Origin of the sequence: Lentisphaera profundi (genome assembly GCF_028728065.1) — a bacterium.
Lineage (GTDB): Bacteria > Verrucomicrobiota > Lentisphaeria > Lentisphaerales > Lentisphaeraceae > Lentisphaera > Lentisphaera profundi.
In genome coordinates this window covers 68,595-93,160 of record NZ_CP117812.1, presented here as the reverse complement: position 1 = coordinate 93,160, position 24,566 = coordinate 68,595, and the positions used below count along the sequence as shown (strand labels likewise).

Annotated in this window: 22 protein-coding genes and 3 tRNA genes; 11 read left to right on the top strand and 14 right to left on the bottom strand. The window is 40.9% G+C overall.

The window, feature by feature from the left end; genetic code table 11:
* The first annotated feature begins 52 nt into the window (after positions 1-52).
* The 5 genes from PQO03_RS11895 to PQO03_RS11875 all read left to right on the top strand — a co-directional run bounded on the left by PQO03_RS11895 (position 53) and on the right by PQO03_RS11875 (position 3,827).
* Entirely contained in the window at positions 53-1,423 is a 1,371-nt protein-coding gene (locus PQO03_RS11895; RefSeq protein WP_274153412.1) for a sigma-54-dependent transcriptional regulator, read from the top strand.
* 172 nt (positions 1,424-1,595) lie between these two features.
* A complete protein-coding gene (locus tag PQO03_RS11890) occupies positions 1,596-2,276 on the top strand; it encodes a sugar transferase (protein WP_274153411.1) in 681 nt (226 codons plus the stop codon).
* A gap of 113 nt (positions 2,277-2,389) precedes the next feature.
* The gene (locus PQO03_RS11885) at positions 2,390-2,791 is read left to right on the top strand and encodes a rhodanese-like domain-containing protein (RefSeq protein ID WP_274153410.1); all 402 of its coding nucleotides are present in this window, start codon (positions 2,390-2,392) and stop codon (positions 2,789-2,791) included.
* Positions 2,781-3,224, top strand: coding sequence for a MauE/DoxX family redox-associated membrane protein (locus tag PQO03_RS11880; protein ID WP_274153409.1), 444 nt, complete (start codon positions 2,781-2,783; stop codon positions 3,222-3,224). The genes PQO03_RS11885 and PQO03_RS11880 overlap by 11 nt, the downstream gene beginning before the upstream one ends.
* Before the next feature lie 114 nt (positions 3,225-3,338).
* A complete protein-coding gene (locus PQO03_RS11875) occupies positions 3,339-3,827 on the top strand; it encodes a hypothetical protein (RefSeq protein ID WP_274153408.1) in 489 nt (162 codons plus the stop codon).
* A 6-nt stretch (positions 3,828-3,833) separates the two neighbouring features.
* Here the strand turns inward: PQO03_RS11875 and PQO03_RS11870 are convergent, their stop codons facing one another.
* Genes PQO03_RS11870 through PQO03_RS11860 form a run of 3 tightly spaced genes read right to left on the bottom strand, consistent with a single transcriptional unit; the run spans position 3,834 to position 6,576 of the window.
* Complete coding sequence (locus tag PQO03_RS11870) at positions 3,834-4,658, bottom strand: phytanoyl-CoA dioxygenase family protein (RefSeq protein ID WP_274153407.1); 825 nt, start codon at positions 4,656-4,658, stop codon at positions 3,834-3,836.
* 2 nt (positions 4,659-4,660) lie between these two features.
* Complete coding sequence (locus PQO03_RS11865) at positions 4,661-5,473, bottom strand: alpha/beta hydrolase (RefSeq protein ID WP_274153406.1); 813 nt, start codon at positions 5,471-5,473, stop codon at positions 4,661-4,663.
* A complete protein-coding gene (locus tag PQO03_RS11860) occupies positions 5,470-6,576 on the bottom strand; it encodes a Zn-dependent alcohol dehydrogenase (RefSeq protein WP_274153405.1) in 1,107 nt (368 codons plus the stop codon). The genes PQO03_RS11865 and PQO03_RS11860 overlap by 4 nt, the downstream gene beginning before the upstream one ends.
* 152 nt (positions 6,577-6,728) lie before the next feature.
* Here PQO03_RS11860 and PQO03_RS11855 point away from each other — a divergent pair, with 152 nt between their 5' ends.
* Both PQO03_RS11855 and PQO03_RS11850 read left to right on the top strand, forming a co-directional pair.
* Positions 6,729-7,562 carry an AraC family transcriptional regulator gene (locus PQO03_RS11855; protein WP_274153404.1) on the top strand — a complete coding sequence of 278 codons (834 nt, stop codon included), beginning with the start codon at positions 6,729-6,731 and terminating at the stop codon, positions 7,560-7,562.
* A gap of 39 nt (positions 7,563-7,601) precedes the next feature.
* Positions 7,602-7,793, top strand: a complete 192-nt coding sequence (locus PQO03_RS11850; protein ID WP_274153403.1) for a hypothetical protein — start codon at positions 7,602-7,604, stop codon at positions 7,791-7,793.
* Between the two features lie 61 nt (positions 7,794-7,854).
* Here the strand turns inward: PQO03_RS11850 and PQO03_RS11845 are convergent, their stop codons facing one another.
* From PQO03_RS11845 to aspS, 6 genes are all read right to left on the bottom strand, one after another.
* A complete protein-coding gene (locus tag PQO03_RS11845; RefSeq protein WP_274153402.1) occupies positions 7,855-9,060 on the bottom strand; it encodes an ImmA/IrrE family metallo-endopeptidase in 1,206 nt (401 codons plus the stop codon).
* Complete coding sequence (locus PQO03_RS11840) at positions 9,060-9,353, bottom strand: type II toxin-antitoxin system HigB family toxin (RefSeq protein ID WP_274153401.1); 294 nt, start codon at positions 9,351-9,353, stop codon at positions 9,060-9,062. Before PQO03_RS11840 ends, PQO03_RS11845 begins: the two co-directional genes overlap by 1 nt.
* Before the next feature lie 124 nt (positions 9,354-9,477).
* Entirely contained in the window at positions 9,478-11,103 is a 1,626-nt protein-coding gene (locus PQO03_RS11835; RefSeq protein ID WP_274153400.1) for an integrase repeat-containing protein, read from the bottom strand.
* On the bottom strand, positions 11,100-13,304 hold the full coding sequence (locus tag PQO03_RS11830) for an integrase repeat-containing protein (RefSeq protein WP_274153399.1): 2,205 nt from the start codon (positions 13,302-13,304) through the stop codon (positions 11,100-11,102). Before PQO03_RS11830 ends, PQO03_RS11835 begins: the two co-directional genes overlap by 4 nt.
* Before the next feature lie 702 nt (positions 13,305-14,006).
* Complete coding sequence (gene mnmA, locus PQO03_RS11825; protein ID WP_274153398.1) at positions 14,007-15,068, bottom strand: tRNA 2-thiouridine(34) synthase MnmA; 1,062 nt, start codon at positions 15,066-15,068, stop codon at positions 14,007-14,009.
* Between the two features lie 3 nt (positions 15,069-15,071).
* Positions 15,072-16,862: an aspartate--tRNA ligase gene (gene aspS, locus PQO03_RS11820; RefSeq protein ID WP_274153397.1), complete on the bottom strand. Its 1,791-nt coding sequence runs from the start codon at positions 16,860-16,862 to the stop codon at positions 15,072-15,074.
* A 484-nt stretch (positions 16,863-17,346) separates the two neighbouring features.
* On the opposite strand from aspS, the gene PQO03_RS11815 reads away from it, so the two are divergent.
* Entirely contained in the window at positions 17,347-19,089 is a 1,743-nt protein-coding gene (locus PQO03_RS11815; protein WP_274153396.1) for a lysophospholipid acyltransferase family protein, read from the top strand.
* 115 nt (positions 19,090-19,204) lie between these two features.
* Positions 19,205-19,702: a crossover junction endodeoxyribonuclease RuvC gene (ruvC, locus tag PQO03_RS11810; RefSeq protein WP_274153395.1), complete on the top strand. Its 498-nt coding sequence runs from the start codon at positions 19,205-19,207 to the stop codon at positions 19,700-19,702.
* Here the strand turns inward: ruvC and PQO03_RS11805 are convergent, their stop codons facing one another.
* Positions 19,703-20,839 carry a redoxin domain-containing protein gene (locus PQO03_RS11805; protein WP_274153394.1) on the bottom strand — a complete coding sequence of 379 codons (1,137 nt, stop codon included), beginning with the start codon at positions 20,837-20,839 and terminating at the stop codon, positions 19,703-19,705.
* 216 nt (positions 20,840-21,055) lie between these two features.
* On the opposite strand from PQO03_RS11805, the gene PQO03_RS11800 reads away from it, so the two are divergent.
* Both PQO03_RS11800 and PQO03_RS11795 read left to right on the top strand, forming a co-directional pair.
* Positions 21,056-21,622: a hypothetical protein gene (locus tag PQO03_RS11800; RefSeq protein ID WP_274153393.1), complete on the top strand. Its 567-nt coding sequence runs from the start codon at positions 21,056-21,058 to the stop codon at positions 21,620-21,622.
* Positions 21,623-21,778: 156 nt separating this feature from the next.
* The gene (locus PQO03_RS11795) at positions 21,779-22,039 is read left to right on the top strand and encodes a hypothetical protein (RefSeq protein ID WP_274153392.1); all 261 of its coding nucleotides are present in this window, start codon (positions 21,779-21,781) and stop codon (positions 22,037-22,039) included.
* 375 nt (positions 22,040-22,414) lie between these two features.
* Here PQO03_RS11795 and PQO03_RS11790 read toward each other — a convergent pair.
* The 4 genes from PQO03_RS11790 to sppA form a co-directional block, all read right to left on the bottom strand.
* Positions 22,415-22,487 (bottom strand) — tRNA-Met (locus PQO03_RS11790).
* Between the two features lie 14 nt (positions 22,488-22,501).
* A tRNA-Asp gene (locus PQO03_RS11785) sits at positions 22,502-22,578 on the bottom strand.
* Between the two features lie 34 nt (positions 22,579-22,612).
* Positions 22,613-22,689, bottom strand: a tRNA-Asp gene (locus PQO03_RS11780).
* Positions 22,690-22,788: 99 nt separating this feature from the next.
* A complete protein-coding gene (gene sppA / locus PQO03_RS11775) occupies positions 22,789-24,552 on the bottom strand; it encodes a signal peptide peptidase SppA (RefSeq protein WP_274153391.1) in 1,764 nt (587 codons plus the stop codon).
* Between the last annotated feature and the right edge of the window lie 14 nt (positions 24,553-24,566).

Below are 24,566 nucleotides of genomic sequence, written 5' to 3'. Positions count from 1 at the left end.
AATAAGGTGAAGCTTTTACTATAATGTGAGCCAATCAAGTAGGAGTACACACGTGAGTAAGGAAATCTATTTTGTAGACGACGATAAAAACTTTTTACATGCGATGAAATTAATCATGCGCAAAACCACTTTTAAAATTAAAACTTTTTCTGAACCCCTCGAAATGCTAGCTGAGATCCAAGCTGGTTGGCAAGGAATTATTGTTACCGACCTCCATATGCCGCTCATCGATGGCTTTGAAGTTCTGGATAGAGTAAAAAAAATAGATGAGGGGATTCCGGTCATTGTTCTTACCGGTAATGGTGAAGTTGAAAATGTTCTTAAAGCGCTACGTTCAGGTGCTTATGATTTCCTGGAAAAACCCCTCTCTAAAGAATATCTCATAAGCTCTGCCAATAGAGCTTTAGAGAAACGCCAATTAAGTATCGAAAATAAAACTCTACGTCTACAAATTAAGAAAAAATCTGGCGCTAAAGAATTTATTGCTCAAGCATCTTCTATGCTACGCTTAAAAGACACCTTAAAGACTATTGCTCTCTCAGATGCTAATATTATGCTTATTGGAGAAACGGGTGCAGGGAAGGAAGTTATATCTAATTATATTCATGATTCATCTGCACGTAAAGACAACAAATTCACCGCTATAAATTGTGGTGCTATCCCTGAAAACCTTATGGATTCAGAGCTTTTTGGTCACGAAGCGGGGGCCTTTACTGGGGCGGTATCTTCACGTAAAGGAAAATTTGAAGAGTGTCATGGTGGAACTCTTTTTTTAGACGAAGTCAATTCAATGCCCATGAGCATGCAAGTAAAGCTTTTGCGTTTTCTTGAAGAACGAGTGATTGAAAAAGTCGGAAGTAATAAACTTATTTCGGTCGATGTCAGGGTTATTGCTGCTTCACAAGTCCCACTCAAACAGGTCGTTGACAAAGGGGGATTTCGTGAAGATTTATATTATCGCCTCAATGTCATTCCTATAAAAATCCCCTCGCTCAAAGATCGTCCAGAAGATATCCCTCTACTTTTCAAACATTTCCTCTTTCAATTTTGCACCCAGTATCAACGAGAGCTTATCGACGTATCTCAAGATATTCTCAATAAGCTAATTGCTTATGATTGGCCTGGTAACGTTAGAGAATTACGTAATACGGCTGAACGCTATGTGATAACAGGTATGCTTAGCGAAGACCTACAAGTAGAGCAAAATAACACTGACAGCACGTATATAAGTAGTTTTTCTAGTCCTGAAACCTCCAGCATTGCCGATAAAGTAGGCCTCTATGAGAAACACCTTATCGAAAATGAATTAACTGCGCAAGGTGGTTCTGTTGTGAATACTTGTGCCTCCTTAGATGTTCCACGTAAAACTCTCTATGACAAAATGAAAAAATACGATATTAAACCTGCTGATTTTAAAAAATGATCATTTATCCGCACACTTTAATGTAACTTAATCCGCATCTTATGGCTAATTATTAATCATTCCTTAATATTAATATTTTTATAAAGTACTTAGCATAAATAGCTTAAGGATTAATGCAGATTATCTTCACTATCTTTTGTTATTAATCTCCAAACAATCAACGGAGATTAACATGCAATTAACAAAAGTTATTTTTGACCATCATGACCATCATGACCATCATGACCATCGCAATAATATTAAACAGACTACTTATTCAATTATCAAACGATTGATAGATATAGTTTTTTCTACTCTTGCGATTTTAATACTGAGCCCAGTACTTATTGGAACTGCCTTAATTATAAAGCTCACTTCGTCTGGGGCAATTCTTTTCTGGCAAAAACGTGCTGGCTTAAAGGGTAAAACCATGATGTTTCCAAAGTTCAGATCTATGTATGCTGATGCAGAAGAACGCAAAGCAGCACTGATGGACCAAAATGATCATGGTGATTCCATCACCTTCAAAATGAAAAAAGACCCGCGTATCACACCCATTGGTCGCTATATTCGCAAACTCAGTATCGATGAACTTCCTCAATTCTTTCTCGTTCTCAAAGGTGACTTAAGTCTTGTAGGTCCACGTCCTGCTACACTTGATGAAGTCGCTCAGTATTCTTTTTTTGAAAATAGACGTTTAAGTGTAAAGCCTGGTCTCACCTGTATATGGCAAGTGAGCGGTCGAGGCGATATTCCTTTTAAAGAACAAGTCTTTATGGATTATACCTATATAGCAGAGTGTAATATATTTCTGGACATCAAACTAATGGCTCTGACTATTCCGGCGGTTTTGTCCTGCAAAGGCGCCTATTAAAAGTACAAATAATAGACACCACAGTTTTTTAGTTTTTGAAGAGTCACTCAATTGCTTAATAGAAGTTCATTAGCTATAATGAAGTATCTTGATTTAATCAGTTCGTCTCTTCTATGAAAAAAATTCTCTTCGTTCTTTTGCTTCCGCTCTTTATAAGTGTGGCTTTGGCCGCACTCATCAAAGTGAAATCACCCGATGCTTATGCTCTCGATATCAAAAGTATTGACTTAAATAATTACCTCATTATTGATGCTCGAAGTCTCGAAGAATATAAGCAAGCACATATTGATCATGCTCAGCACGCTAATGTCTTGCCAAAGGTCCAAGAGCATATTAACAATCATGCGCTCAAGCGTCCTCTCATTTTAGTCTACTGTAATAAGCGCTGTAGCTTTAGTCGTCATTTCTCAAAACGCATTCGCGAAGAACTGAATTATGAGAATACTTTCTACCTGAAGGATGGTTACCAAGCTTGGTTTGATTTCAATGAGCTGGGGCCAAGTCATGAGAATTGAGCTTATCATTCGGACTCTCCTTATTTTGGTTTTTGCCTTCTCCGCAATCACTAAGCTCAATGATATTGAAGCCGTCTACCTCCACGTAAATGAAGTCATGCCTTTTATTAAAGTGAATGCCCTGATCGAGATTGTGAGCTTCTATATTCCCCTCTTAGAACTCAGTATTTGCCTTGCCCTCGCCTTCAAAACTTTCCGCCGCACAGGCTATTTCATTAGCTTGATACTCTCCACTGGCTTCCTGATTTTTATTCTCTTTTTGGATTCACAACAAAGTTGTGGCTGCTTTGGCAGTGCATTAAAAATATCCCATACTCAAAGTATTATCCTAGATATAATTCTGATCGGCTTATCCATCCTCGGACTAAAATTCTCCAAAGAGAAAACGGCACTCATAAAGCCTGTAGAACTTCCCGCTGATCAGAACGCCTAATCAGTGGTTTTGGTCTCAACCCCAGCTATTCACCGATAATTCTCCTGCTTTTCACAAAGCCTCTAATGGCTCGCCTTCATAAAAATGTATAATAGCCTTAACAAAGGAGATTTTATGAAACGCTTTTTTACTCGCACTGATTTATTGGTCATCATTGCTTCTTTTTGTGTTTTGGGAATTCTAATGGCTGCCGTTATCCCTGCTCTAGGACCGCGAATGCATACGCTTTCAGATACTAAAAGATGTACTAATAATCTCAAGCAAATTGGCACCGCCATGATAATGTATTTCTCCGATGGTTCAGAAACTAGAATGCCGAGCAATACAGGACATCGATATTTACAAAGTTCGGACCCCATCAGCCGACTCTTTGAACTAGAACCCGAGATCCTTAGCTGCCCTGCCAAACGCAAATGTCCTCAATACAAAAAAGTCTATATTACCCCAAGCGCTATCAATAGCGCTTTATTCGCAGATATTGAAAGCCCCGCGTCCCGCATTGCCATGGATGGCGACCAATTTGGCGATACCCAAGTTCACAAAAGCGGAGAAAAACTCAACGCCCTCTTCGGCGACGGCCACGTAGAAGCCCTTGCACCATGAGCTAATCTAAAATGCCTGACTATAGATTATGGGATTAAGAGGACTATTGGCAATTTGTCCAACTTCGATGCCAGGTAAGAAGCAACGACGATCATTTTCCTGATTGGGATTTTCTGGCTCTTTGAGTTTCATCGCCTCATCCATATAAATAATGGTCATCACTCCACGAGTTTCATTTGTTTTATTGGCTGGTGCTCGATGATACATCCAGCCACTATGAAAACTAATTTCTCCAATGTCAAAAGCTGCACATTCGATTGGATAGTCATTCATGGCTTTTTGGATGACCATTTCTGAGTCATCGGAAATGGCGAGGTCACGATAAGTCTGATCATGCTGTGAGCCCGCGGCAAAACTCAAGGGTCCCATGTCGAGACTCACTGCCTGTAGAGGTATCCATGCGGTAATGGTTTTATGACTCGAGAGCGGCCAATACTGCTGATCAGCATGCCAAGGTGTAAAGCCACCACTAGCTTCTTTGAAAAGGGCTTGATCGTGATAAAGGCGCACACCTGAAACCTGCATAAGCTCACTCGCGATTCTCGCTAAAGTTTTACCCAAAACAAATTCTTTGACGCGATCATTTTCTTGCCATAGATTAATCACTTGAATAAAGGCCTTGTCATAGGTACTGCGCTCTTCCATCGCAAGGGTATTAGTATTGAGCGCCAAAGTCTTATCCCAAATGATCTGGCGATAATGTGCGAGAGTTTCCGGACTCAGGACATTCTTCAGCTTAATAAACTCATTTTCTTGATAGAAAGAAATTTGCTCTTGCGTCAACTGATAGTGGCTATCTATATCTATGTTTTTCTTTATCGTCTTACTCATTATTATTTTCCCTTGATTTTGCAGAATTGATTGAAAAATTTCAGTGTGCCAGGCAAATGATTTTGCCAATAATCCCACTCGTGGGCACCACCAAACTCCTCATAAGTATGAGCGACTTTGAGCTCGTTTAATTGTTTATGAAAAAGGCGATTGCCCTCGATTAATTGATCACTTAGCCCGCAATCAAAGCGTAAATGAGGATGAATCTTACCTTCCTTGGAAAATTCACTAATAATATCCAGTTCTTCACTCTCATCCCAAGATTTGTGCAAAGAGTTTAAATCTTCTTCGATAAATAAAGCCATTTCAGAAAAGCAGGTGATTGCGGAATGGGCTGAAATTGCTGTAAAAATTTGCGGGTGACGCAAACCCAAACGAAGAGCTCCATAGCCCCCCATGGAAAGGCCGCTGATAAACTTTGGCGACTGCTCATTGACCAGAGGGCTGGCTTCGCAAGCTGCTTTGACAACGTCTTCCACAATCCACTTCTCAAAGTCGCGCTCGTTATGGCTTGTATAGGATGAACCATCACCCCATAAACCATCTGAAGGCATCACCAAAACCATCGGTTCAATTTCTCCAGAATTTATCATATTTGCGGCAGTTTTATGGGCATTACCACTAAACGCCCAGGCCCAGTGACTGCCGTAAACGCCGTGTAGTAAAATGACTAAAGGCAGAGGCTCGCTAAAATCTCCCTGTGGTTCAAAAAGAGTAATATCGCCACGCCCTTTTAAATGGGCCGATTTCACCGTGAGAAACTTCAATCCGTCGGGAACATCACTTGAGATTTCTATGGTGCGGAAAGAACTCATTCAGGTGCCTCGTCATCAAAAATAATAACGCCCTTGGCATTGCGCCCGGCCAGTAAGTCTTCAAAGGCCTGGCCTAATTCGTCAAGAGTGTAAGTACACGTCACTAATTCGTCGAGAAGCAACTCGCCCTGCTTATAGAGTTCCTGTAAACGGGGAAAGTCACGCTGCGGTTTACACTGACCATAAAGTGGATTGATGTAAATTTTGTCCCATTCAAAAAGCTCGCAGTCAAAGTTAATTTTCTGTTCTATACCACTGGCCTGAACGGCCATTCCGCTATTGCGAATGAGCGCCAAAGGAGCATCTCCGAGAGCCGGAACCGCGGTGCATTCAAAGGCGTAATCGGCCCCGCGCCCTTCTGTTAAAGCCCGTACTTGTTGACGTACTTTAACAAAATCGACATCGTTTTTATCTGCTTTGATAACATGAGTAGCACCGAACTTTTTAGCCTCTTGCAGACGATCTTCACTGAGATCGATAGCGATGATTTTCAAAGCCCCGGAAATGCGACAGCCCTGGATGACATTTAAACCAACACCACCACAACCGATAACCGCACAAGTACTGCCTGCTTTTACAGCGGCGGCATTGACTGCCGAACCATAACCAGTCATCACTCCACAACCCACTATTGCGGCCGAGGAAAATGGCATGACGCTTGTCATCTTGACCACGGCGGCTTCCTTGACCACCGTTGCCTGCGCCATAGTCCCGAGATGAAAAGAACTGCCGATAACTTGGTCATTCACATAAGCCGACGTCGTAGCGCCGCCACCTTTACCGGTCACCATGGAGTTCTCTTCGCAGATGTGCTGTCGTCCATCACTGCAGGTATAACATGTTCCGCAAGGGATCGCCCAGTTGAGCATGACGGCATCTCCCGGCTTGACCGAACTTACTCCCTCACCTATTTGTTCCACTATACCGGCACCTTCATGACCCATGATCAATGGTCTGTCCCATGTCATAGAATCGTAATCCGTATGGCAAATACCGGAGGCCTTTATTTTAACCAAAACTTCGCCTAGTCCAGGAGGATGTAGATCTATCGTTTCAATAGAAAAACCGCCTTGGCTATCACTAATTGCTGCCCGTATCTTCATCTTGAGTCCTTGATTAATTTAGCTTTAAAATAAATTATATTTATTCTAATTCTCCGCTAAGACAATCATAAAATAATACTATTCAGTCATTACTTATTGATTATAAAAGTAATTATGATTTATTCATATTAATAATTAAGTGAGACTATCCCATGCTAGCGAATAAAGAAATCATTGTTCTAGCCGCCGAGAGTCGACTCAAAAGCCTCTATCGCGAAGATGATTCATTTAACTTTAATTGGCATTTTCATAGGGAGTTTGAGATCACTCTGATTCTCAATGGTCAGGGCAGTCGACTCATTGGGGAAAATATGGCTTCCTACCAAGATCTAGATCTAGTTTTTATTCCTCCCAATATGGCTCATAGCTGGACTTCTGATCCTAGTAAAGAAAAACAAAAAGCTCTCGTTCTACAATTTAACCGCGATTGCTTTGGCGCTGATTTCTTTAGCTCCGTGGAACTGAGTTCTTTGAGCGACTTATTGAGTCATGCCTGGGCTTATCCCTTTGCAGCTGCGGAAAAAGCTAAAGTCCTCATGTTCCAAATTCATCATTCTCAAGGAGTCCAACGCATGATTCATTTTTTGCGACTCCTCGATTTGCTCCAGTCAAGTGAAGGCTCAAAAATCAGCTTGCTCACCAATCAATCTCAAAGCGATAGCCGCGTTCAAGAACAATTTAATTTGATTGTCGATCGGCTCGTAAATGACAAAGACATTAAGGTTCCTCAGCTCGCTACTGAGCTGGCGATGAGTGAAAGCACTTTTCGTCGCTTTTTTAAAAAACACTGCGGACATTCAGTGATAGATTTCTACAATGAGCTTCGCATTAATAAGGCTTGCTTGCTCTTACAAAACAAAAAACACGATAGCATCACCTTCATTGCAGAAGAAGCCGGTTTCAACAATATCTCCCACTTCAACCGACAATTCAAAAAACTCAAAGGCGGTAAACCTAGCGACTACCGCAAAGGCTATAATCCATAAGACGAGATATGTAGTAAAAAGGGCTGGGTTCTATACATAATGGTTCGTCTTCATGAAAATGTATATATCACTCCCGCCATTATCAATGGCGCTTTATTCGCAGATATCGAAAGCCCCGCTTCCCGCATTGCCATGGATGGCGACGAATTTGGCGATACCCAAATTCACAAAAACGGCGAAAAACTCAACATCCTCTTCGGCGACGGCCACGTAGAAGCTATTGCTCCCTAAGTCAGAGGGGGTTGATTTTCATGTCGAATGATCCCTGTAAACAAATACGTAAGAGGGAATTTCAGCCTTCTTGTTCAGTGAAAAGTTTTTTAACCATTTTATTGCCAAGCAAATCACTGTAAATGCGATAATCTCTAAATTCACGACGTAAGCGTCCTGCTGGAATTGCGGGGTTAATTCTCATTTCCCGAGAAAAAAACTGAATTTGAGCTTTACTCGCACCATGATCTAAGCCCGCAGTTCTCCATATTTCATGAGGGATCAGAGACTCGGCTGCCCAAGCATCAGCTTCTTTTTCGATAATATCCTCTGTAGAAGACTCCAAATCATCAAAGTAGTAAGATTCTTTATCTCCCCCGAAATGAAGTGCAATATGAGCAAGTTCGTGAAACAAGGTGAACCAAAAGTTGTCCAAGCGATCATAGCGTAAAGTTAAAGCTATCAATGGTTCACAATTAGCTAAAAACATACTGGCACCATCAAGATGTGTTTTGGGAAGATGAGCTAAAACAATAAGATGAATCCCATTTTTATTGAGAAACTCTTTTGCTAATAAAGGCCCTTGATCTAGATAACTGAGTTTTGCTAACTCACGACGAAAGTCATCTGTAATGGATCCTTCTTCATATTTCTCCAATAACTTTGTCTGTGTGGCCTCTGAAATCGCCTTCAAGCGCCAAGCAGTCATTGCATAAGAACAAAAGTCTTTGGAGGCTCTTAATTGCTGGCGATTTAAAATAGGTTGGAGTAAATTATCCTCTAAACCCGCAGCCATTTTACGCATGAGTTCCTCAGCGTGATCCCTCAACTGGCGAGTCGAGCCATCGAACTTAAACCAAGCTCTCTTGTGCATTTCATTGATCGGAAATTTTGACCACTCAATACTAACGGGTTCTGGAAGCGAGGCATTTTTTTCCTGTAAAAGAACTTCTGCAGGTATGCCTAGTCCTTCATGCAAGCGACGCATCATTGTCAGGCTTAAAGGGCGCTTGCCATTCATCACTTCAGAAACTCGGCTCTTATTGCCTAGGTACGGTTCGAGATCTTTCCTTTTGAGTCCTTCTTGGCTCATACGAAATTTGATTGCTTCAACTGGGTCAGGTAAATCAATGGGAAAATGATCTTCTTCGTAGGCTTCCGCGAGAAAAGCCAAGACTTCAAGTTCATCTTCCTGATCCTGAGACATTGAATCCAAATCCATCAGAAGCTCAATACGCTCAAGAGCTTGATCATATTCACTTACTGTTTTTATCAGTTTGATTTTCATTAGATTGTCTCCGCATCAATTTTATCATATTCAGCATGGCTACCAATAAAGCGTATAAAAACTATTCCCGGTTTATAAGCTATCTTCACGATTAAACGATAGTTATTACCACCAATATTAAAAACTACCCGATTGCCCGCGATGAAAGATGCACTGCTATACTTGGCCTTAATATTTGTCGTATCTATCCATTTAGCTTTGCTAGCTTCGGCAAACCACGCTTCTAAGGGTCCTTTGGCATTGGCATGCTTTAACCAAAAGTCTTCCAAGGTTTTTCGTTTTAGTATCCTCATAGTTACACTTTATTTATGCCTTTGTCAAACTACAGTTCCCAAATTGGGAACATTTTGAAAATCTATCTATCCTAAACATAAAGTCTCTCTCTATCAGAAGCCATATATTTGTATAAAATTGCCATTATGATTCCATTTTTTTGTGGGCTATGACATGACAGTTTGGGCAGAGTAAACGAAAGTCATCTTCTGATACTAATTCACCTTCAGGGGATAGCTCTGAGTGCATCTTACTATCATGGTGTGCTTCTATATAATCAAAACCTTGCTCATCAAAAGAATGAGCACAATCATCACAGGCTAATTTGCCCGTCTCGGCCAAACGCTTTTCTTTAATCTTCTTAACTAAACTTGCATTGCGTTCTTTCTTGATGTGTTCTTTGAGAGTGATCTTTTCTCTCCCCTCAATTGCTTGAAGTTTTTCGTCTATCCCAAGGAAATGTGGCCAATTCCATTTAGTGTTATACTGATTTTTATATGCCTTGATCGGATTACTTGGAAGTTGAGGATCTTCTTTATAGCGCTTTTCTTTTGTATACTCATTCCCAGATTTGATATTTAACCTTTGAGTACTAATACTAGCTTCTTTTATAGTGCCATAAGTATTAGAGATTGTTTTCCCAAGAAATTTTGGCCATGTCCAATTTTCTTTATCCCACTGTATGCAATATGTTTTATCTGGATTTGATGGTAACCTTGAGTCTTCTTTGTATCGTTTTACATATTCAGTAGAGCTCATCATTCCTAACTTCTGTACAGCTTGACTAGCCTCTTTTATTGAAGAATATAATTTATTTTTCCCATTTTTGAGAAACCTGTTCCAGCTGAATTTACCATCATATTGTCCTTGATAGGCTTTCTCAGGATTGAAAGGAAGTTTTTTATCTTCTTTATATATTTTTTTTATTTGGTAGTCATGCCTACCTTTAATACCTAGCTCTACACTAGCAAAACTAGCTTCCTTTAACGTTAAATAGTGTCTACTCTTTTCCTCTAACCCTAGATATTTCTCCCAAGACCAATTCTCTTTCACCCACTCATTTTTATATATTTTATCAGGGTTCGGAGTTAATTTTGGATCTAATTTGTACCCACCATTGTTTTGATAGTCACCTCGTTTATTTAATTCAAGATTTTTCGCTGCTAAAGAAGCTTCCTTCAGCGTAGCATATAATTCATCACCTCCTAGGAATTTCTTCCAAGACCAGCACCCTTCATTCCACTCATTTTGATATGTTTTATCAGGGTTATATCTTAGTCTAGGATCTTCTCTATAACGGTGCTTTTTTGTATATTCAGAAATACCTTTAATTCCTAATCTCTGTGCAGCCTGACTAGCTTCTATTATAGTAGCGTAGGGTTCTACGCTTTTTTCTAGCCCCAAAAATCTATTCCAGTCCCATATACCTGTATACTGATTTTTATATTTATCCATCGGTTTACTTGGAAGATAAGGGTCCTCCTTATATCGCTTCTCTTTAGTATACTCATTACCAGACTTTATATTTATACTCTGCGCAGCCTGACTAGCTTCTTTTAAGGTAGCGTATGGCTCTACTCTTTTTTCTAGCCCCAAAAATCTATTCCAGTCCCACTCCCCTATATATTGATCTTTATAAACACTATCGAGGCTGTAACAAAGTCTAGGGTCCTCTTTATAGCGACCTCTTTTATATTGACTGCCGCTTTTAATTCTTAACTCTTGAGTTGCCTTACTAGCTTCTTTTAAAGTAGGGTAGAAGTCACTCATACCAAGAAACTTGTTCCACGACCATTGATCTGTGATTTATATTTAAGCCTTGGCTCAGCAGGTAATCTAGTATCTTTTTTGTAAATTTTATCTTTGATATATTCCCTAGAAGATTTAATACCTAGTTTTTTAACTGCTGTATGAGCCTCTTGTAATGTAGGGTATATCTCGGTCTGATTAAGGAATTTATTCCAGTTGAATTTATCTCTATATTGACCATCATAACATCTCCAGGGTGAAGATGGTAATTTAGGATCTTCTTTATAGCGATTTATATATTCAGTAGAGCTCCTTATTCCTAGTTTTTGCACTGCTAATAGTGCCTCATGAAGGGTGGGGTATGGATTTACTTTCTCTTCGTTCCCAAGGAATTTCTCCCAAGTCCAATTTTCTTTGTCCCATTGATTTTTATATACTCTATCGGGATTGGCAGTTAATCTTAGGTCTTCTTTGTATCGACCTGCTTTTTGATATTCAACTCGTCCTTTAATCTCTAACTTCTGAACTGCTGTTGAAGCCTCTTCTAAAGTCTCGTAAAAATCATTTGCTAATGACGTTCTTAAAGACTCAAAGCCTTCTAACCCCATGCCTTTGGCCAATACTGCTACCGCCTGACTTACATGAGAAACATCGTCAATAACAGCAAAGTCTATATCATCAACATTGATCGTGCCTGCAAATTCTAGACTGAGATCTTTCTTTATGACTTCACTACGTAGGTGGCGACATAGTTTCAAGGCACGTTCAAACTGAGCTACTTCATCTTCAGAAAATTGAGCTTGTTCAGTTCTGATGATATTCAAAATAGCTTCTTTGATTTCACTGCTATTACCCAATTGAATACTGGTCGGCAAGTTTCTCATGGCTTCGCCGATACGTGCGTTAATAGCAGGGTCTTCTATTGCTTCTTTGACTGCAGGGAGAATGTTTTCCTGTTCACCATTTTCTTTGGGGATGCGCTTTAAGTTAAAAAGCTTTGCTGGAATCATAATGTCTTCTAGCAACTGAGCGCAATAAACCGTCTTCAGAAAACGAGCAGTCTGCTCACGAACTTCTTCACTTTCTACATCAGCGATTTGAGCGAGAATGCGAACATAGCAAGTTTCTTTAGCTTCATAATCACGAACACCACGGCCGATCATTTGCAAGGTATCAGAAAGACTTCCACGAGCACCGATAATCACCACCTGTTCAATACAGGGATAATCCCAGCCTTCTTTCGCTTTACTCATAGAGAGGACAATATCACATTCGCCTGTCTTTCTGGTATCATCCAATGCAGCCTGTTGTGGACCCTCATCATTCACCAAGTCCGCAACTCTAAGTAAGCGTCCTTTCCGTTCAAGTAAATAAAAGCCAAACTCGTCTCTACCTTTTGGGATTCCGATTTTTTCCATCACGGAGCTAATATGGTTTTCTTTCGAGTTCTTATCGAAGACGTCACGAGATTCATAGGAACCCGTTACAGGTATATAGATCGCCGTTTTACGACTGAAATCTATTTCATTAATTCGATCCAAATAGGAATCGCATTCATGAAGGTCAAATTCTGTATTAATTCCACGAAGGTGCTTACAGCTAGAGAGGAATTCTGTGATGCTGAAGAAGCTAGAAGCATAGTCGAAGCCTGATGGCACGATCGAGGCTGCATCACTACGAAAAGGTGTTGCCGTCATCAATACTGTATGCCCTTTTGATGACATACAGTTGTTCACGGATATACCCAAGTGATTCATTAAATCTTCTGACGCAGAAACATGGTGAGCTTCATCAATAACGAGTAAACAGTCATCAAACTGATCTACATTAACTTGTGCTGATACTAAAGATGCATGTGTACAGATACATATCCCCGTACCCGATTTGAAAAATTGTTTGAGTCGAGACGTGGTGTCGGTCCCATCAATAAGATCGAGGGATACATGGTACTTTTCCGCATGCTCAAAGGCTTTGACAGGGTATTCACGAAAGTTCACACCTATGGATTTCTGTGGAACAGCGATAATGACTCTCTTGACCTGTTCTTCAGCAAGCTTGTATAAGGCGATCGTTTGAGAGCAAATAGATTTACCGGCGCCAGTCATGGCATTGATGACAATTATTTTCTCATCACGATGTTCGTAAACCTGATTCTGAAATGGTCTTAAGCCATTTGATTCAAGTTTACTAAGCTTCTTGTCTTCAGAAATTCTAATATGCATATAATTACTCCCACCCTATACGGTCATCTACCTTATATAAACTGACTTAATAGACTGAAATATTCAAATAAGATAGCTAGGAATACCGCAACAAAAGCCATTATATTTATGTATAAAGAAATGCCATTCAGTATACATGTTATGAGCATATGTATAGAAAAGGGCTGTTTTGTATACATGTTATGAGCATATGTAGTGAAAAGTGCTGTTTTGTATACACCTTATGAGGATATGTATAGATAAGTGCTGTTTTGTATACACCTTAGGGATCTAGTCCCTATTTATTAATATCTATGAATGCCTCCGCAGGCGGGTGAGCCTCTAATGAGTGGGAACTTAAGCTTTTTTTATTTAATTATATATGGGGCTCTGCCCCAAACCCTGCAAGGAGCTGCCACTCCTTGACCAGGCGGATGAATTGAATACAGCACTCTGTTCAACTAAAATTAAGCATAGGAGCGCAGCGACTAGCGTTGGGATTCTTAAGGGTACAAGTACCCTTGAGCGGGGCTGGGGCAGAGCCCCTCTATATTAAAACCTATAAATGCCTCCGGCGGGCGGAGAGCCTCCGCAGGCGGAATAGCTTCGCGGAAATGCAGATGAAAATAAAATCTTACCGGCAAAAATACAGATGAAAATAAATCTAAGGAACTAGCTTCGCAAAAATGTAGATGAAAAGTTACATCCGCCCGTACGGCAGCACTACTTTTCGATGACTCCGCGGCCGAGGCAGATGAGATCGTCGTAAAAGATACAGGATTGACCTGGGGCAATGCCCTTATCTTTTTCTGCGAGCTTAATGAAAATGCGATTATCGCCGAGATCCATAATGCGGGCATCGACCATTTGTGGGCCATGACGCAATTTAACTTTGAGATCGGTCTTTTCAGGGAGTTTACCGGAAGTCCAGTGAACAGTATTCACAGTCACTTCATTACGCAGCTGATCCTCGAGACCATTTTTGTGAGAAATATAAACGATATTAGTAGCCAAATCTTTTTTAACCACATACCAAGGACCGCCTGAGAGGCCAAGGCCTGAGCGTTGACCAATGGTATGAAACCATACGCCTTTGTGTTCACCCTTCTTTTCATCAGTCTCGATTTCAACGATCTTGCCCTTCTTTTCACCCAAGTGGAAACGAACAAAATCGGGATAAGAAATTTTACCGAGGAAACAAATCCCCTGTGAGTCCTTACGGATTTTATTGGGGAGGTCATATTCTTCGGCTAATTCACGTACGCGACTCTTCAATAAAGAACCAATGGGGAAAAGCGCACGAGAGAGCTGAGCCTGACTGAGTGAGGATAAAAAGTAAGTTTGATCTTTGACTGGATCGGGAGCACGAAGTAGCTCAAAAAGACCTTCTTCATTCTCGCGAACTTGCGCATAGTGACCCGTAGCGACTTTGTCGTAGGATTCATCAATGGCATCAAAAAAGGCGCCAAATTTTATGCGTTCATTGCAAAGAATATCTGGACTCGGGGTTCTGCCCTGCTTCAGCTCGGCCAAAACATAGGAAACCACGCGCTCCATGTATTCTTTCTGAAGTGGCACCACTTGCAGAGGAATATCGAGTTCCTCGCAAACGGCACGCACGTATTGCATGTCTTCTTCCCAAGGGCATTCACCCAGAAAAGCGAGTTCATCTTCAAGCCAAATCTTGAGGTAGAAAGCCGTGATCTCGTGGCCGCCTTGCTCTTTGAGGAGGCGAAGTGCCACGGAGCTATCGACTCCGCCGGAAAGAAGCATTGCAATTTTCATGTCTTAGCCCTGCATTTTTGGCTTAGGCTTAGGTAGATTAAGCTTGAGGTGAAGCTCTTTCAGTTGATCTTGCGATACTGGAGAAGGAGCATTCATCAATAAATCCTGTGCGGAACCATTCAGTGGGAAAGCAATAATTTCGCGAATACTTGGCTCACCAAGAATAAGCATAACCATGCGGTCAACACCAGGAGCAATACCTGCGTGAGGAGGTGCGCCATGACGGAAAGCATTGATCATTCCAGAGAAGCTAGATTCAACTTCTTCAGCTGAGTAACCGGCAATTCCAAAAGCTTTGAGCATGATATCAGGACGGTGATTACGAACCGCGCCAGAAGAGAGTTCAATACCATTACAAACGAGGTCATACTGCCACGCCAAAATCTCGAGTGGATCCATTGTTTCCAAGGCTTCCATCTCACCCTGAGGCATTGAGAAAGGATTGTGACTGAATTCAACTTTTTTAGTATCATCGTTGTATTCAAACATGGGGTAATCCACGATCCAACAGAATTTGAATTCTTTTTCGTCGAGTAGTTTTAAACGTAAGCCCAACTCATCACGAACGGCTGCACAAATACGGCAAGCACTCTTTTCTTTGTCCGCAACAAAGTAGACCACATCACCATCTTCGACGTCACATGCGTCTTTGATTGATTGAATAGTTTCTTCAGAAAGGAATTTTGCGATCGGGCTGCGAAGTTCACCATTTTCAAAAATGAGGTAACCGAGGCCTTTTGAGCCCACGCTTTGAGCGAATTTAATCATCTTGTCATGGAACTTACGTGAGGCACCGGAGTGACCCGCAACTTTCATGGCACGAACAACTCCACCGTTTTTAACAACGGAAGCAAAGGCAGTGAATTCTGAATCGACGAAAGCGGAAGAGATATCACTAATGATAATCGGATTGCGCAAATCTGGCTTATCAGAACCATATTTGAGCATTGATTCTTTGTAAGGAATACGGACGAATTCTGTTTCAGTCGTCGTCCACTGAGTGAAGTCCTGGAAAGTTCCAATGATCACATCTTCGATAATTTTGAATACGTCATCCTGCGTGGCAAAAGACATTTCCATATCAAGCTGATAGAATTCACCTGGCGAACGATCTGCACGTGCATCTTCATCACGGAAACAAGGAGCAATTTGGAAATATTTATCAAAGCCAGAAACCATGAGCAATTGCTTGAACTGCTGAGGTGCTTGTGGAAGAGCGTAGAATTTACCTGGATTCAAACGTGACGGTACGAGGAAGTCACGTGCACCCTCAGGTGAACTAGCGGTTAAAATCGGAGTTTGGAACTCATTAAAGCCGAGCTTAGTCATGCGTTGACGAAGGCCCGCAATGATTTTTGCACGAGTAATAATGTTGTGGTGCATGCGCGAAGTACGCAAATCGAGGTAACGGTGCTCAAGGCGCATCGCCTCAGGCATTTCCATTTCTAGAGCGACATTGAAAGGCATGCTCTCAACGAGACTCTCCATTTTCAATTCTTTCGCCGTAAGTTCAACTTCACCCGTAGGGAGTTTCTTATTGAAAGTTTCTTTATCACGGAGAACGACATCACCTGTTACAGTAATAACGGATTCAAGCTTCCAGTGGTGAACGTCCATGTGAAAATCTTCTTGAGGGTTGACCACAACCTGAGTAATTCCGTAGTGATCGCGTAAATCGATAAAAACAATTCCACCCATATCGCGAACGCGGTGAATCCAACCAGAAAGGCGAGCTTTTTGCCCTGCATCTTCCTTACGCAAGTCGTTGCAAGAGTGAGATCTGTAACTGTGCATAGTAAACCTGTATATAACTTTATAATTATTAATAACCTTAAGAACCCGCAATATAAGAGAATATCTTAGGATTTCTACAGGCTCAAGCAAAGAATTGGGCATTTGCGAAAAGAGCCAATTATCAAGGAAAATCAGCTATAGCTTAATCCCAGTGAAAATATCCTTAGGAGGCCGTAAAAACTTCTTATTAAGAAGCACTTATAAATAAACAAGTGAATAAAAAAAATCATAGCATAGAGCAGTCCTAACAAGCAGAGTATAGGCAGGTAAAAACTCTTTGATATATCCTATTTAAAATAGTGGTGACGCTCCACACCTTAAATTGTCATTTCCTAATATTTTTAGCTATGGCAATCGCCTTAAAAATGTACACACAGCAGAATCAACATTGATTTTATCAATGAAGACTCAATGAATAATTGTTTACGCATATAACTATTCCGCTTTTACTTTATCTCGTCAAGAAACAAAAGTGAGAGTAAATATGAAAACGAAAAAAATATGTATCGAGAATCTTTTAGAAGATAAAGCTATCTTTGAATTATCGGCACCACTTCTTAATAAAGTTCTCAAGTTTAATAAGTTAGATGCTGTCTACCAACAAATTGAAGCGAGTCCGAGCAGTGAAGAATTTATCGACCAAGCTCTAGACATCCTCAATATTGACATTGATTTAAATGAGCAAGACATCGCAAACATCCCAAAAACGGGTCCTGTTGTGATTGTTTCTAATCATCCCTTTGGAGGCATTGATGGTCTCATCCTTCTACGACTCATCAAACGCGTTCGCCCCGATGTAAAAATCATGGCTAATCACTTTTTATCACAAATTGAAGCTGTGAATCAGGACTGTATCTACGTTGATGCCTTTAAAAGAAATAATGATAAAAATCATCGCCCCATACGTGAATCCCTACAGTTCTTAAAAAATGGTGGCTTGCTCGCCGTATTCCCCGCAGGTGCTGTTTCGCATTATCATCATGAAGATCATCGCGTCAGTGATGATGAATGGAACCCAGCCATTTTTCGAATGGCCAAAATTGCTGCTGCCAGCGTCGTCCCCGTTCATTTCAAGGGTAGAAATAGTCTCTTATTCAATACTCTCGGGATGATTCATCCCTTGATTCGCACGGCGCTACTACCTCGTGAACTCAGTCGCGAAGGTCGCAAAATCAGCGTAAAAGTGGGCTCCCTGATCAATCCCATTAAGATAAAATCATTTAAAGATGATGAACAAGGTATTTCTTTCCTACGCCTGCAAACGCTCTTACTTAATACTGAGCTCAAAAAGAAAGATTTTGATTTCAGTAATACTGATCAGGCTCCCATAATAGCGGCCATTCCCAAAGACATTTTAAATGAAGAAATTGAGCACTTAAGCCCTCAGTCCAAACTGCATTCCTACAAAGAATATGATGTTTACTGCTCCAAATCTCAGCAGATGCCCCAAGTCATGCGAGAAATTGGTCGCCTGCGAGAAATCACCTTTCGACGGGCCAATGAAGGCACTGGAACTGAAATTGATCTCGATGAATATGATCAACACTATGAGCAACTCTTTATTTGGAATCGCGAGGCTCGCGAAATTGTCGGTGCGTATCGAATCGGACGCATGGATGAACTCGGCCTCAAAGGTGTTTATACCTCGAATTTCTATAATTTTGCTCCCGACTTTTTCCAGAAATATAAGATGAGCTTAGAGATGGGTCGCTCATTTGTCAGTCCCGCTTATCAGAGAAAACCCTATTCATTGCTCTTGCTATGGCGAGGCATCGGTGCCTACATGATGCGCAACCCGCAATACCGCTACTTAATTGGTGCGGTCTCTGTCAGTAGTGATTATAGTGCAGTATCGCGAGCTTTAATTGCTGAACTTTTACTCAGTGATGAATCTGGTGTTGAAGCCAAGCAAAAAGCTAAACTTCACAAATTTAATCGCGAGATTCGCCGCTATTGCAAAATGCTCAATATCTCAAATCCTGAGCAACTCTCCGCACTCGTTCGCAATATTGAGCCCGATCACAAAGATATTCCGCCCTTGGTGAAACACTATATGAAGTTAGGTGGCAAGTTTTGTTCTTTCTCTGTAGACGAACATTTCGGTGGGACTCTAGATGGACTCATCGTAGTTGATTTACCCAATGCTCCTCCGAAAAGTTTACTCACTTATCTCGGTGAGAACTATTCCCATTACTGTGATCAACATACGAGTCCCTGCTTAGCTTAATTGGTAAAGGCCTAAAGCCGAGTTAGCTTAAAAAGGCTCAAGAGAGTGAATGCTCTTGAGCCTTATTTTAATTATAACTTTTTAGGTGTTCACGCTGAGTAAAAAAATTCGCATTTTGGGTGTCGATACATCACTACGCTCCACGGGTTATGGCGTGGTGGATCTCTTTGCAGATGGATCAATGAATGTGATTGATTGTGGGATTATCAAAAACAAAGCGAAACTCAGTCAGCTCGACTGCCTCAAACGCCTACACCTCGCCGTTACCCAACTACTAGATTTATATAAGCCCGATCATATTTCTATAGAAGGAACTTTTTATTCCAAGTTTGCGAAGACCGCAATGATTTTGGGTATGGCTCGCGGCTCAGTCCTCAGTGCCTTAGCAGGGACAGAGCTTCCCGTTTGGGAATACGCCCCCAAGCGCGCGAAACAGGCTATCACGGGTTCTGGCAATTCCTCAAAAGAACAAGTGGCCACCATGATTGCGGGTATACTTAAAGCTGATATCTCACAAATTAATGATGATGCTACAGATGCTCTCGCCCTAGCAGTTTGCCATGGCCAAGCGCTGATTTCGCCACTCTCAAATAAAATGGGTCTAAAACTCTAATTAAAAAGTATTGCCCAAGTAATCAATGAGTACTTGGCGAACTTCTTTGGGTTCAATTTCACCTTGATGACGATACAAAACTTCGCCACCGGGCTTTAAAATAATTGTATAGGGAATAGGTCCCTGCCATTTAGCATCGAGGGCTTCAATCAAGTCTTCGCTATTTTTTCCATTGAAGATATAATTATTTGCCGTGCGACCTTCTTTTTTGAGGCCTTTTTGGATTCGACGAGTGATTCCGGCATTTTCACTTTGTAAAAATTTCAGCGCCTTATCCTTGCGCTTAAGGCTATCCATACTGATGGTTATCAATTCAAAATTGCGGTACTCAAAACGACGATTGAGTTCAATTAAGTCCGGAAACTCCGCGACACAGGGACCGCACCAAGTAGCCCATACATTGATCATCCGTACTTTATCCGTATCATTTTTAACCAATTTTTTTACTTGCTCAGCAGAGATTTCTTCGAAAAGAACTTGCTGTTTTTTCCACGCTTCATTATAGGCTTTAACGGCCGTTTCTTTCTCTAGCCATTTTGTACTACAACCAATAACTTTAGTCGTGGTAAGTGCTACATTCTTGCCTGCAAGTAAAGCGTCAATGGTGACGCGAGCATCCTGACTGGTGATATTTTCACCGTTCTCACTATTATCAATTCGTCCATGGTAACGCACTTTGCGGTCTTGATCGAGGATAAATAAATGAGGTGTCGATACCGGACCATAAGCATTGGAAGCGGCTTGTTTATCACCATCATATAAATAAGGGAAGTTATAGTTCTTTTCCTTGGCTCGTACAATCATATCTTCATAACTATCATTACCCACACTGAAGCCGAGTTCATTGATGCGAACCCCTTTGGGTGCCGCAGAAGAAATAGCGACTAAGTGAACACTCTTGCCTTCGTAGTCCTTCACTAACTGAATGAGGCGATCTTCATAGGCTTGGGCGGAAGGACAATGATTACAAGTGAATAAGAGCGCTAATACTTTAGCATCGCTGTACTCAGCCATGTCGTGTAATTTACCATCAACGCCCTTTAGCTTAAAGTCAGGTGCAGGAGCACCTATATCAATCGTCTTTGGCGCTGCCAATAAACTTGCACTAGCTAAAATCAACAACAATAAATATCTCATCCGCAATCCTTTATTTAATTTTTCCTAAATTAATCTACATAGCTCATTTTTCGAATAGTCCAGAAAAAGCTCTCGAGCACTCATACTCCTGAGATAAGTTAAAAAATTGTAAATTCACTAAGAAGTATTAGAGCACTAGGATTGCACTGCTTCGTAATTGTCCATTTATGCTCTAATATTTATACCATAATCAATTGAGGAAAAGGAGATTGTCACATGGAACACAATCCATACCAAGTCAGTGAAACAAACATTTCTAACACCATGGCCGCTCATGGCATCAGTGGAGTCAGTGTAGATGGCGAGTTTTTAGTTTGCCAAAGTCCCGCAGTACTGCCCAATCGTTGCATGATTAGCAACAAAGATTTAACAGAGGATGAAGAACCCATCAAGAAGAATCTTAGTTGGGCTAGCCCTTGGATTTATCTATGTATCCTGCTCAATATAATTATTTTACTCATCGTTTATTTCATCGTCCGCAAAAAGCTTACGATCACTTATTCTTTGAAAGATGAAATCAAAGCACAATTCAAAAAGAAGAAAAACACCTACCTCTTATTCGCTTTCGGCAGTTTAATCGCAGGTGGCTTATGCTTTGCTTTAGGTTCTCCTGATGTTCAAGCTTTTGGTTTTCTCGGCCTCTTCCTCTTTTTAATTTTCCTTTGCATCGCTTCTTCCAAGGGCAATCATTTCACCATTAAGAAATTCAAAAATGGCAACTTTTACATCAAAGGCGTTCACCCCGAATATCTAAACTATATCCAGAGCCAAAACCAAACTTAAAATTAAATCGGCCGTACTCCCAACTCATCAGTCCCATTTTTGACTTTAGAGATATGTTAACTCTTGATTAAGACTTAGCCTTGCCTCTTTACACCCCATTTTTTTTAATCTACTATCAGTATAGCTACTTAAGAAATAATTTGGGAAACAAAGAGGATGGGATATTACACACATCTGATGCTTGATAAAAGTGATGCCGATTACAATAAAAGATTGGCTGAAGTATTCAACGACGATAAGGCCGCGATGAAACGACACGATCTTAACATAATGATTGTAGAAGTGGAAAAAATGGTCACGACTTTAAATTTGAAATTAGCTGAACTCAATAATTCTGACGAAAATAAGACGATGCTAAACTCAGAATTATTAAAGCTAGTAGAATTTCTAGAGGAAGCTCAAGTAGAAATTACTTGAAGTTTTTACACCAGCTATTGTATCTAAATCACTCAGACTATAAAGTATTATAAATAGTATCCAGTCCTCGTATATTTTTCACCTTGGACGAAGGGATACAGCGAGTATTAACATCATTCCTTTCTATTTTAGTTAGATGCTTAATACTCGCATTTTTATTCTCCTACATAAACCATTTCATTCGTACTTAGCGATAGATCGATCTTGGATAGTCAGACATTCTAAGTGTCGACTGTTCTAATTCGGTTAAAGCATGGAGCCGAATGAGTACTTCTTTTTGAGTCATCTGATTTGCTCTGGCCTCTAGCTTAATGATTCCCATGCCTATTGCCTATAGACATAAAAAAAGGTCACAGAGTTAACTGTGACCTTCAGTAGTGGAAGAGGGACTTGAACCCACGACAGACGGATTATGATTCCGTTGCTCTACCAACTGAGCTATTCCACCATGAGATTTACGAGTGGCGAGACTGATGGGACTTGAACCCACAACCTCTGGCGTGACAGGCCAGCGCTCTAACCAATTGAGCTACAATCCCTACTCGAAAAAAGTTGCTATATGAAATATTTGAATGGCGAGACTGATGGGACTTGAACCCACAACCTCTGGCGTGACAGGCCAGCGCTCTAACCAATTGAGCTACAATCCCATTTCAAACACTTCGTTTAGCGTGCTTAGAGAATACACAAAGTTTGTTCATATGCAAACGTCTTCAAATAAATTTTATAAAGTTTTTTTTTAGGAAGACTTAATGCGCCCAGCGCGGATCTAAAAGAAGCACATTTTGACTTTGTAGTAAATTGATATACTGCAAGAATTTCCCAATATGTAAAGCCAATTCTGGGGAGTGAATTTCCATGCCGGCAATCATCTTGTTCAAAAAGATATTTTTGTAGGATAAACGCTGCATTGGCGCCATGCTGATCAATTCTTCTTCTTCTTTCTGTGGCTGAAAACTTTCGAGAATCATTTCTTCGAAGCTGAGTTGCTTGGGATAAACCTCTAAACGGTACTTGGCTAAGCTCGCTTGATCTTGAGCTTCGCGAATGGCCTCACGCAAGCCACCTATTTTATCCACTAAGCCGAGTTCTTTTGCTCTTCTTCCCGTAAATACACGTCCACCCGCCATTGATTCGAGTTCTCCCTTTAATTTATCTTTGCGTCCCTCGCTAACTCTTTGTTTAAAGACATCATAAACACGCAACATCGATTCAGTCACGACTTCGCGCTGAGCTTCATCAAAAAATGATGTGGTACTATGGAGGTCACTAAATTTACCGATTTTTACCTGATGGGTGCTAATACCGATCTTCTCGAGTAAAGAAGATGTTACCATCTTGCCTCCGATAACTCCGATAGATCCCGTGATTGTTGCGTTCTCCGCAAAAATAGGCTCGCCATAGACGGCGGCATAATAACCGCCACTGGCTGCGACATTGGCCATCGAGACCACAAAAACTTTGCCTGCATCTTTAAATACTTTTGTGGCATGACAAATGACTTCACTGGCAAGTGCTGAGCCCCCAGGGGAATTAATTCGCAATACCATCGCTTTTACTTTATCGTTTTGCGCTGCTCGCAAAATATAACGGCGCAATTTTTCTGCCATGACGGCTTCTATGGTACCATCTAGATTGACGAGGGCAATGACATCACCTTTGGCTTCTTTTTTCGGTGCTGATAACTTTTGTAAGAATGAGAAGGCATCCATCATATTTTTAATTTGTGGCGCTTCAAAAGATTTTGGCAGTCCATAATTTCTCTTAAATTTAGCATCGCCATACTGCTTTTTAAGGCGCTTAATAAAGTCATTATGATATTCCAGTGAATCCACTAAATTGGCTTCTAAGGCTTCTTCGGGAGAAAATAAACCCTTGTCAATAAGTTTTGCGTACTCCGCAGCACTCTTGCGTTCACCGACGGCACAATCCGCAGTAATTTCCTCAAAGATCTGTTCTCCAAGAGTTTGTTGTTGCTTGGCGGCTTCTTGACTAGGCCCACTTAGGTAAAAGGGCTCGCCTGCACTCTTGTAATCACCAATGTGAATAATATCGGCTTGGAGTCCGAGCTTATCTAAAAGCCCTTTGAAATAAAACTGCTGCATCGCAATACCGCGAAAGCTCACATCGCCTTGCGGAAATAAGCTGACCTGAGTACTCTGAGCTAAAGGGAGAGTCGTCTCGTTTAGACCGTAAGCATAAAGATAGACTTGCTTGCCCGCTTTTTTCACTTCTTGAATACGGCGGTTTAGTTCCTGCTTCTGCGCTAAACCAAGCCTCATGCCCTCGGGATAAATCACCACTGCTTTTACATCATCTTTGCTAACGCAATAATTCATACAGGAAAGTAATTGCATGAAATTGAGTCGACGCACCTTCTCCTTACTTAAAATTTCATTTATACCGGGCTCAGGGAGGGTCTCACCCACGACGTGATTCAAACGATAAACAGCAATAATATCCTTTGAAAACAATGATGTGGAAAAAATAAACAGTAGTAAAAAGAACTTCATAATATACCTCAAAA

Coding starts and splice junctions, on each gene's coding strand:
- PQO03_RS11890 (WP_274153411.1), top strand. CDS start 1,596: ATGCAATTAACAAAAGTTATTTTTGACCATCATGACCATCATGACCAT.
- PQO03_RS11885 (WP_274153410.1), top strand. CDS start 2,390: ATGAAAAAAATTCTCTTCGTTCTTTTGCTTCCGCTCTTTATAAGTGTG.
- PQO03_RS11880 (WP_274153409.1), top strand. CDS start 2,781: ATGAGAATTGAGCTTATCATTCGGACTCTCCTTATTTTGGTTTTTGCC.
- PQO03_RS11875 (WP_274153408.1), top strand. CDS start 3,339: ATGAAACGCTTTTTTACTCGCACTGATTTATTGGTCATCATTGCTTCT.
- PQO03_RS11870 (WP_274153407.1), bottom strand. CDS start 4,658: ATGAGTAAGACGATAAAGAAAAACATAGATATAGATAGCCACTATCAG.
- PQO03_RS11865 (WP_274153406.1), bottom strand. CDS start 5,473: ATGAGTTCTTTCCGCACCATAGAAATCTCAAGTGATGTTCCCGACGGA.
- PQO03_RS11860 (WP_274153405.1), bottom strand. CDS start 6,576: ATGAAGATACGGGCAGCAATTAGTGATAGCCAAGGCGGTTTTTCTATT.
- PQO03_RS11855 (WP_274153404.1), top strand. CDS start 6,729: ATGCTAGCGAATAAAGAAATCATTGTTCTAGCCGCCGAGAGTCGACTC.
- PQO03_RS11850 (WP_274153403.1), top strand. CDS start 7,602: ATGGTTCGTCTTCATGAAAATGTATATATCACTCCCGCCATTATCAAT.
- PQO03_RS11845 (WP_274153402.1), bottom strand. CDS start 9,060: ATGAAAATCAAACTGATAAAAACAGTAAGTGAATATGATCAAGCTCTT.
- PQO03_RS11840 (WP_274153401.1), bottom strand. CDS start 9,353: ATGAGGATACTAAAACGAAAAACCTTGGAAGACTTTTGGTTAAAGCAT.
- PQO03_RS11835 (WP_274153400.1), bottom strand. CDS start 11,103: ATGAGTGACTTCTACCCTACTTTAAAAGAAGCTAGTAAGGCAACTCAA.
- PQO03_RS11830 (WP_274153399.1), bottom strand. CDS start 13,304: ATGCATATTAGAATTTCTGAAGACAAGAAGCTTAGTAAACTTGAATCA.
- mnmA (WP_274153398.1), bottom strand. CDS start 15,068: ATGAAAATTGCAATGCTTCTTTCCGGCGGAGTCGATAGCTCCGTGGCA.
- aspS (WP_274153397.1), bottom strand. CDS start 16,862: ATGCACAGTTACAGATCTCACTCTTGCAACGACTTGCGTAAGGAAGAT.
- PQO03_RS11815 (WP_274153396.1), top strand. CDS start 17,347: ATGAAAACGAAAAAAATATGTATCGAGAATCTTTTAGAAGATAAAGCT.
- PQO03_RS11805 (WP_274153394.1), bottom strand. CDS start 20,839: ATGAGATATTTATTGTTGTTGATTTTAGCTAGTGCAAGTTTATTGGCA.
- PQO03_RS11800 (WP_274153393.1), top strand. CDS start 21,056: ATGGAACACAATCCATACCAAGTCAGTGAAACAAACATTTCTAACACC.
- PQO03_RS11795 (WP_274153392.1), top strand. CDS start 21,779: ATGGGATATTACACACATCTGATGCTTGATAAAAGTGATGCCGATTAC.
- sppA (WP_274153391.1), bottom strand. CDS start 24,552: ATGAAGTTCTTTTTACTACTGTTTATTTTTTCCACATCATTGTTTTCA.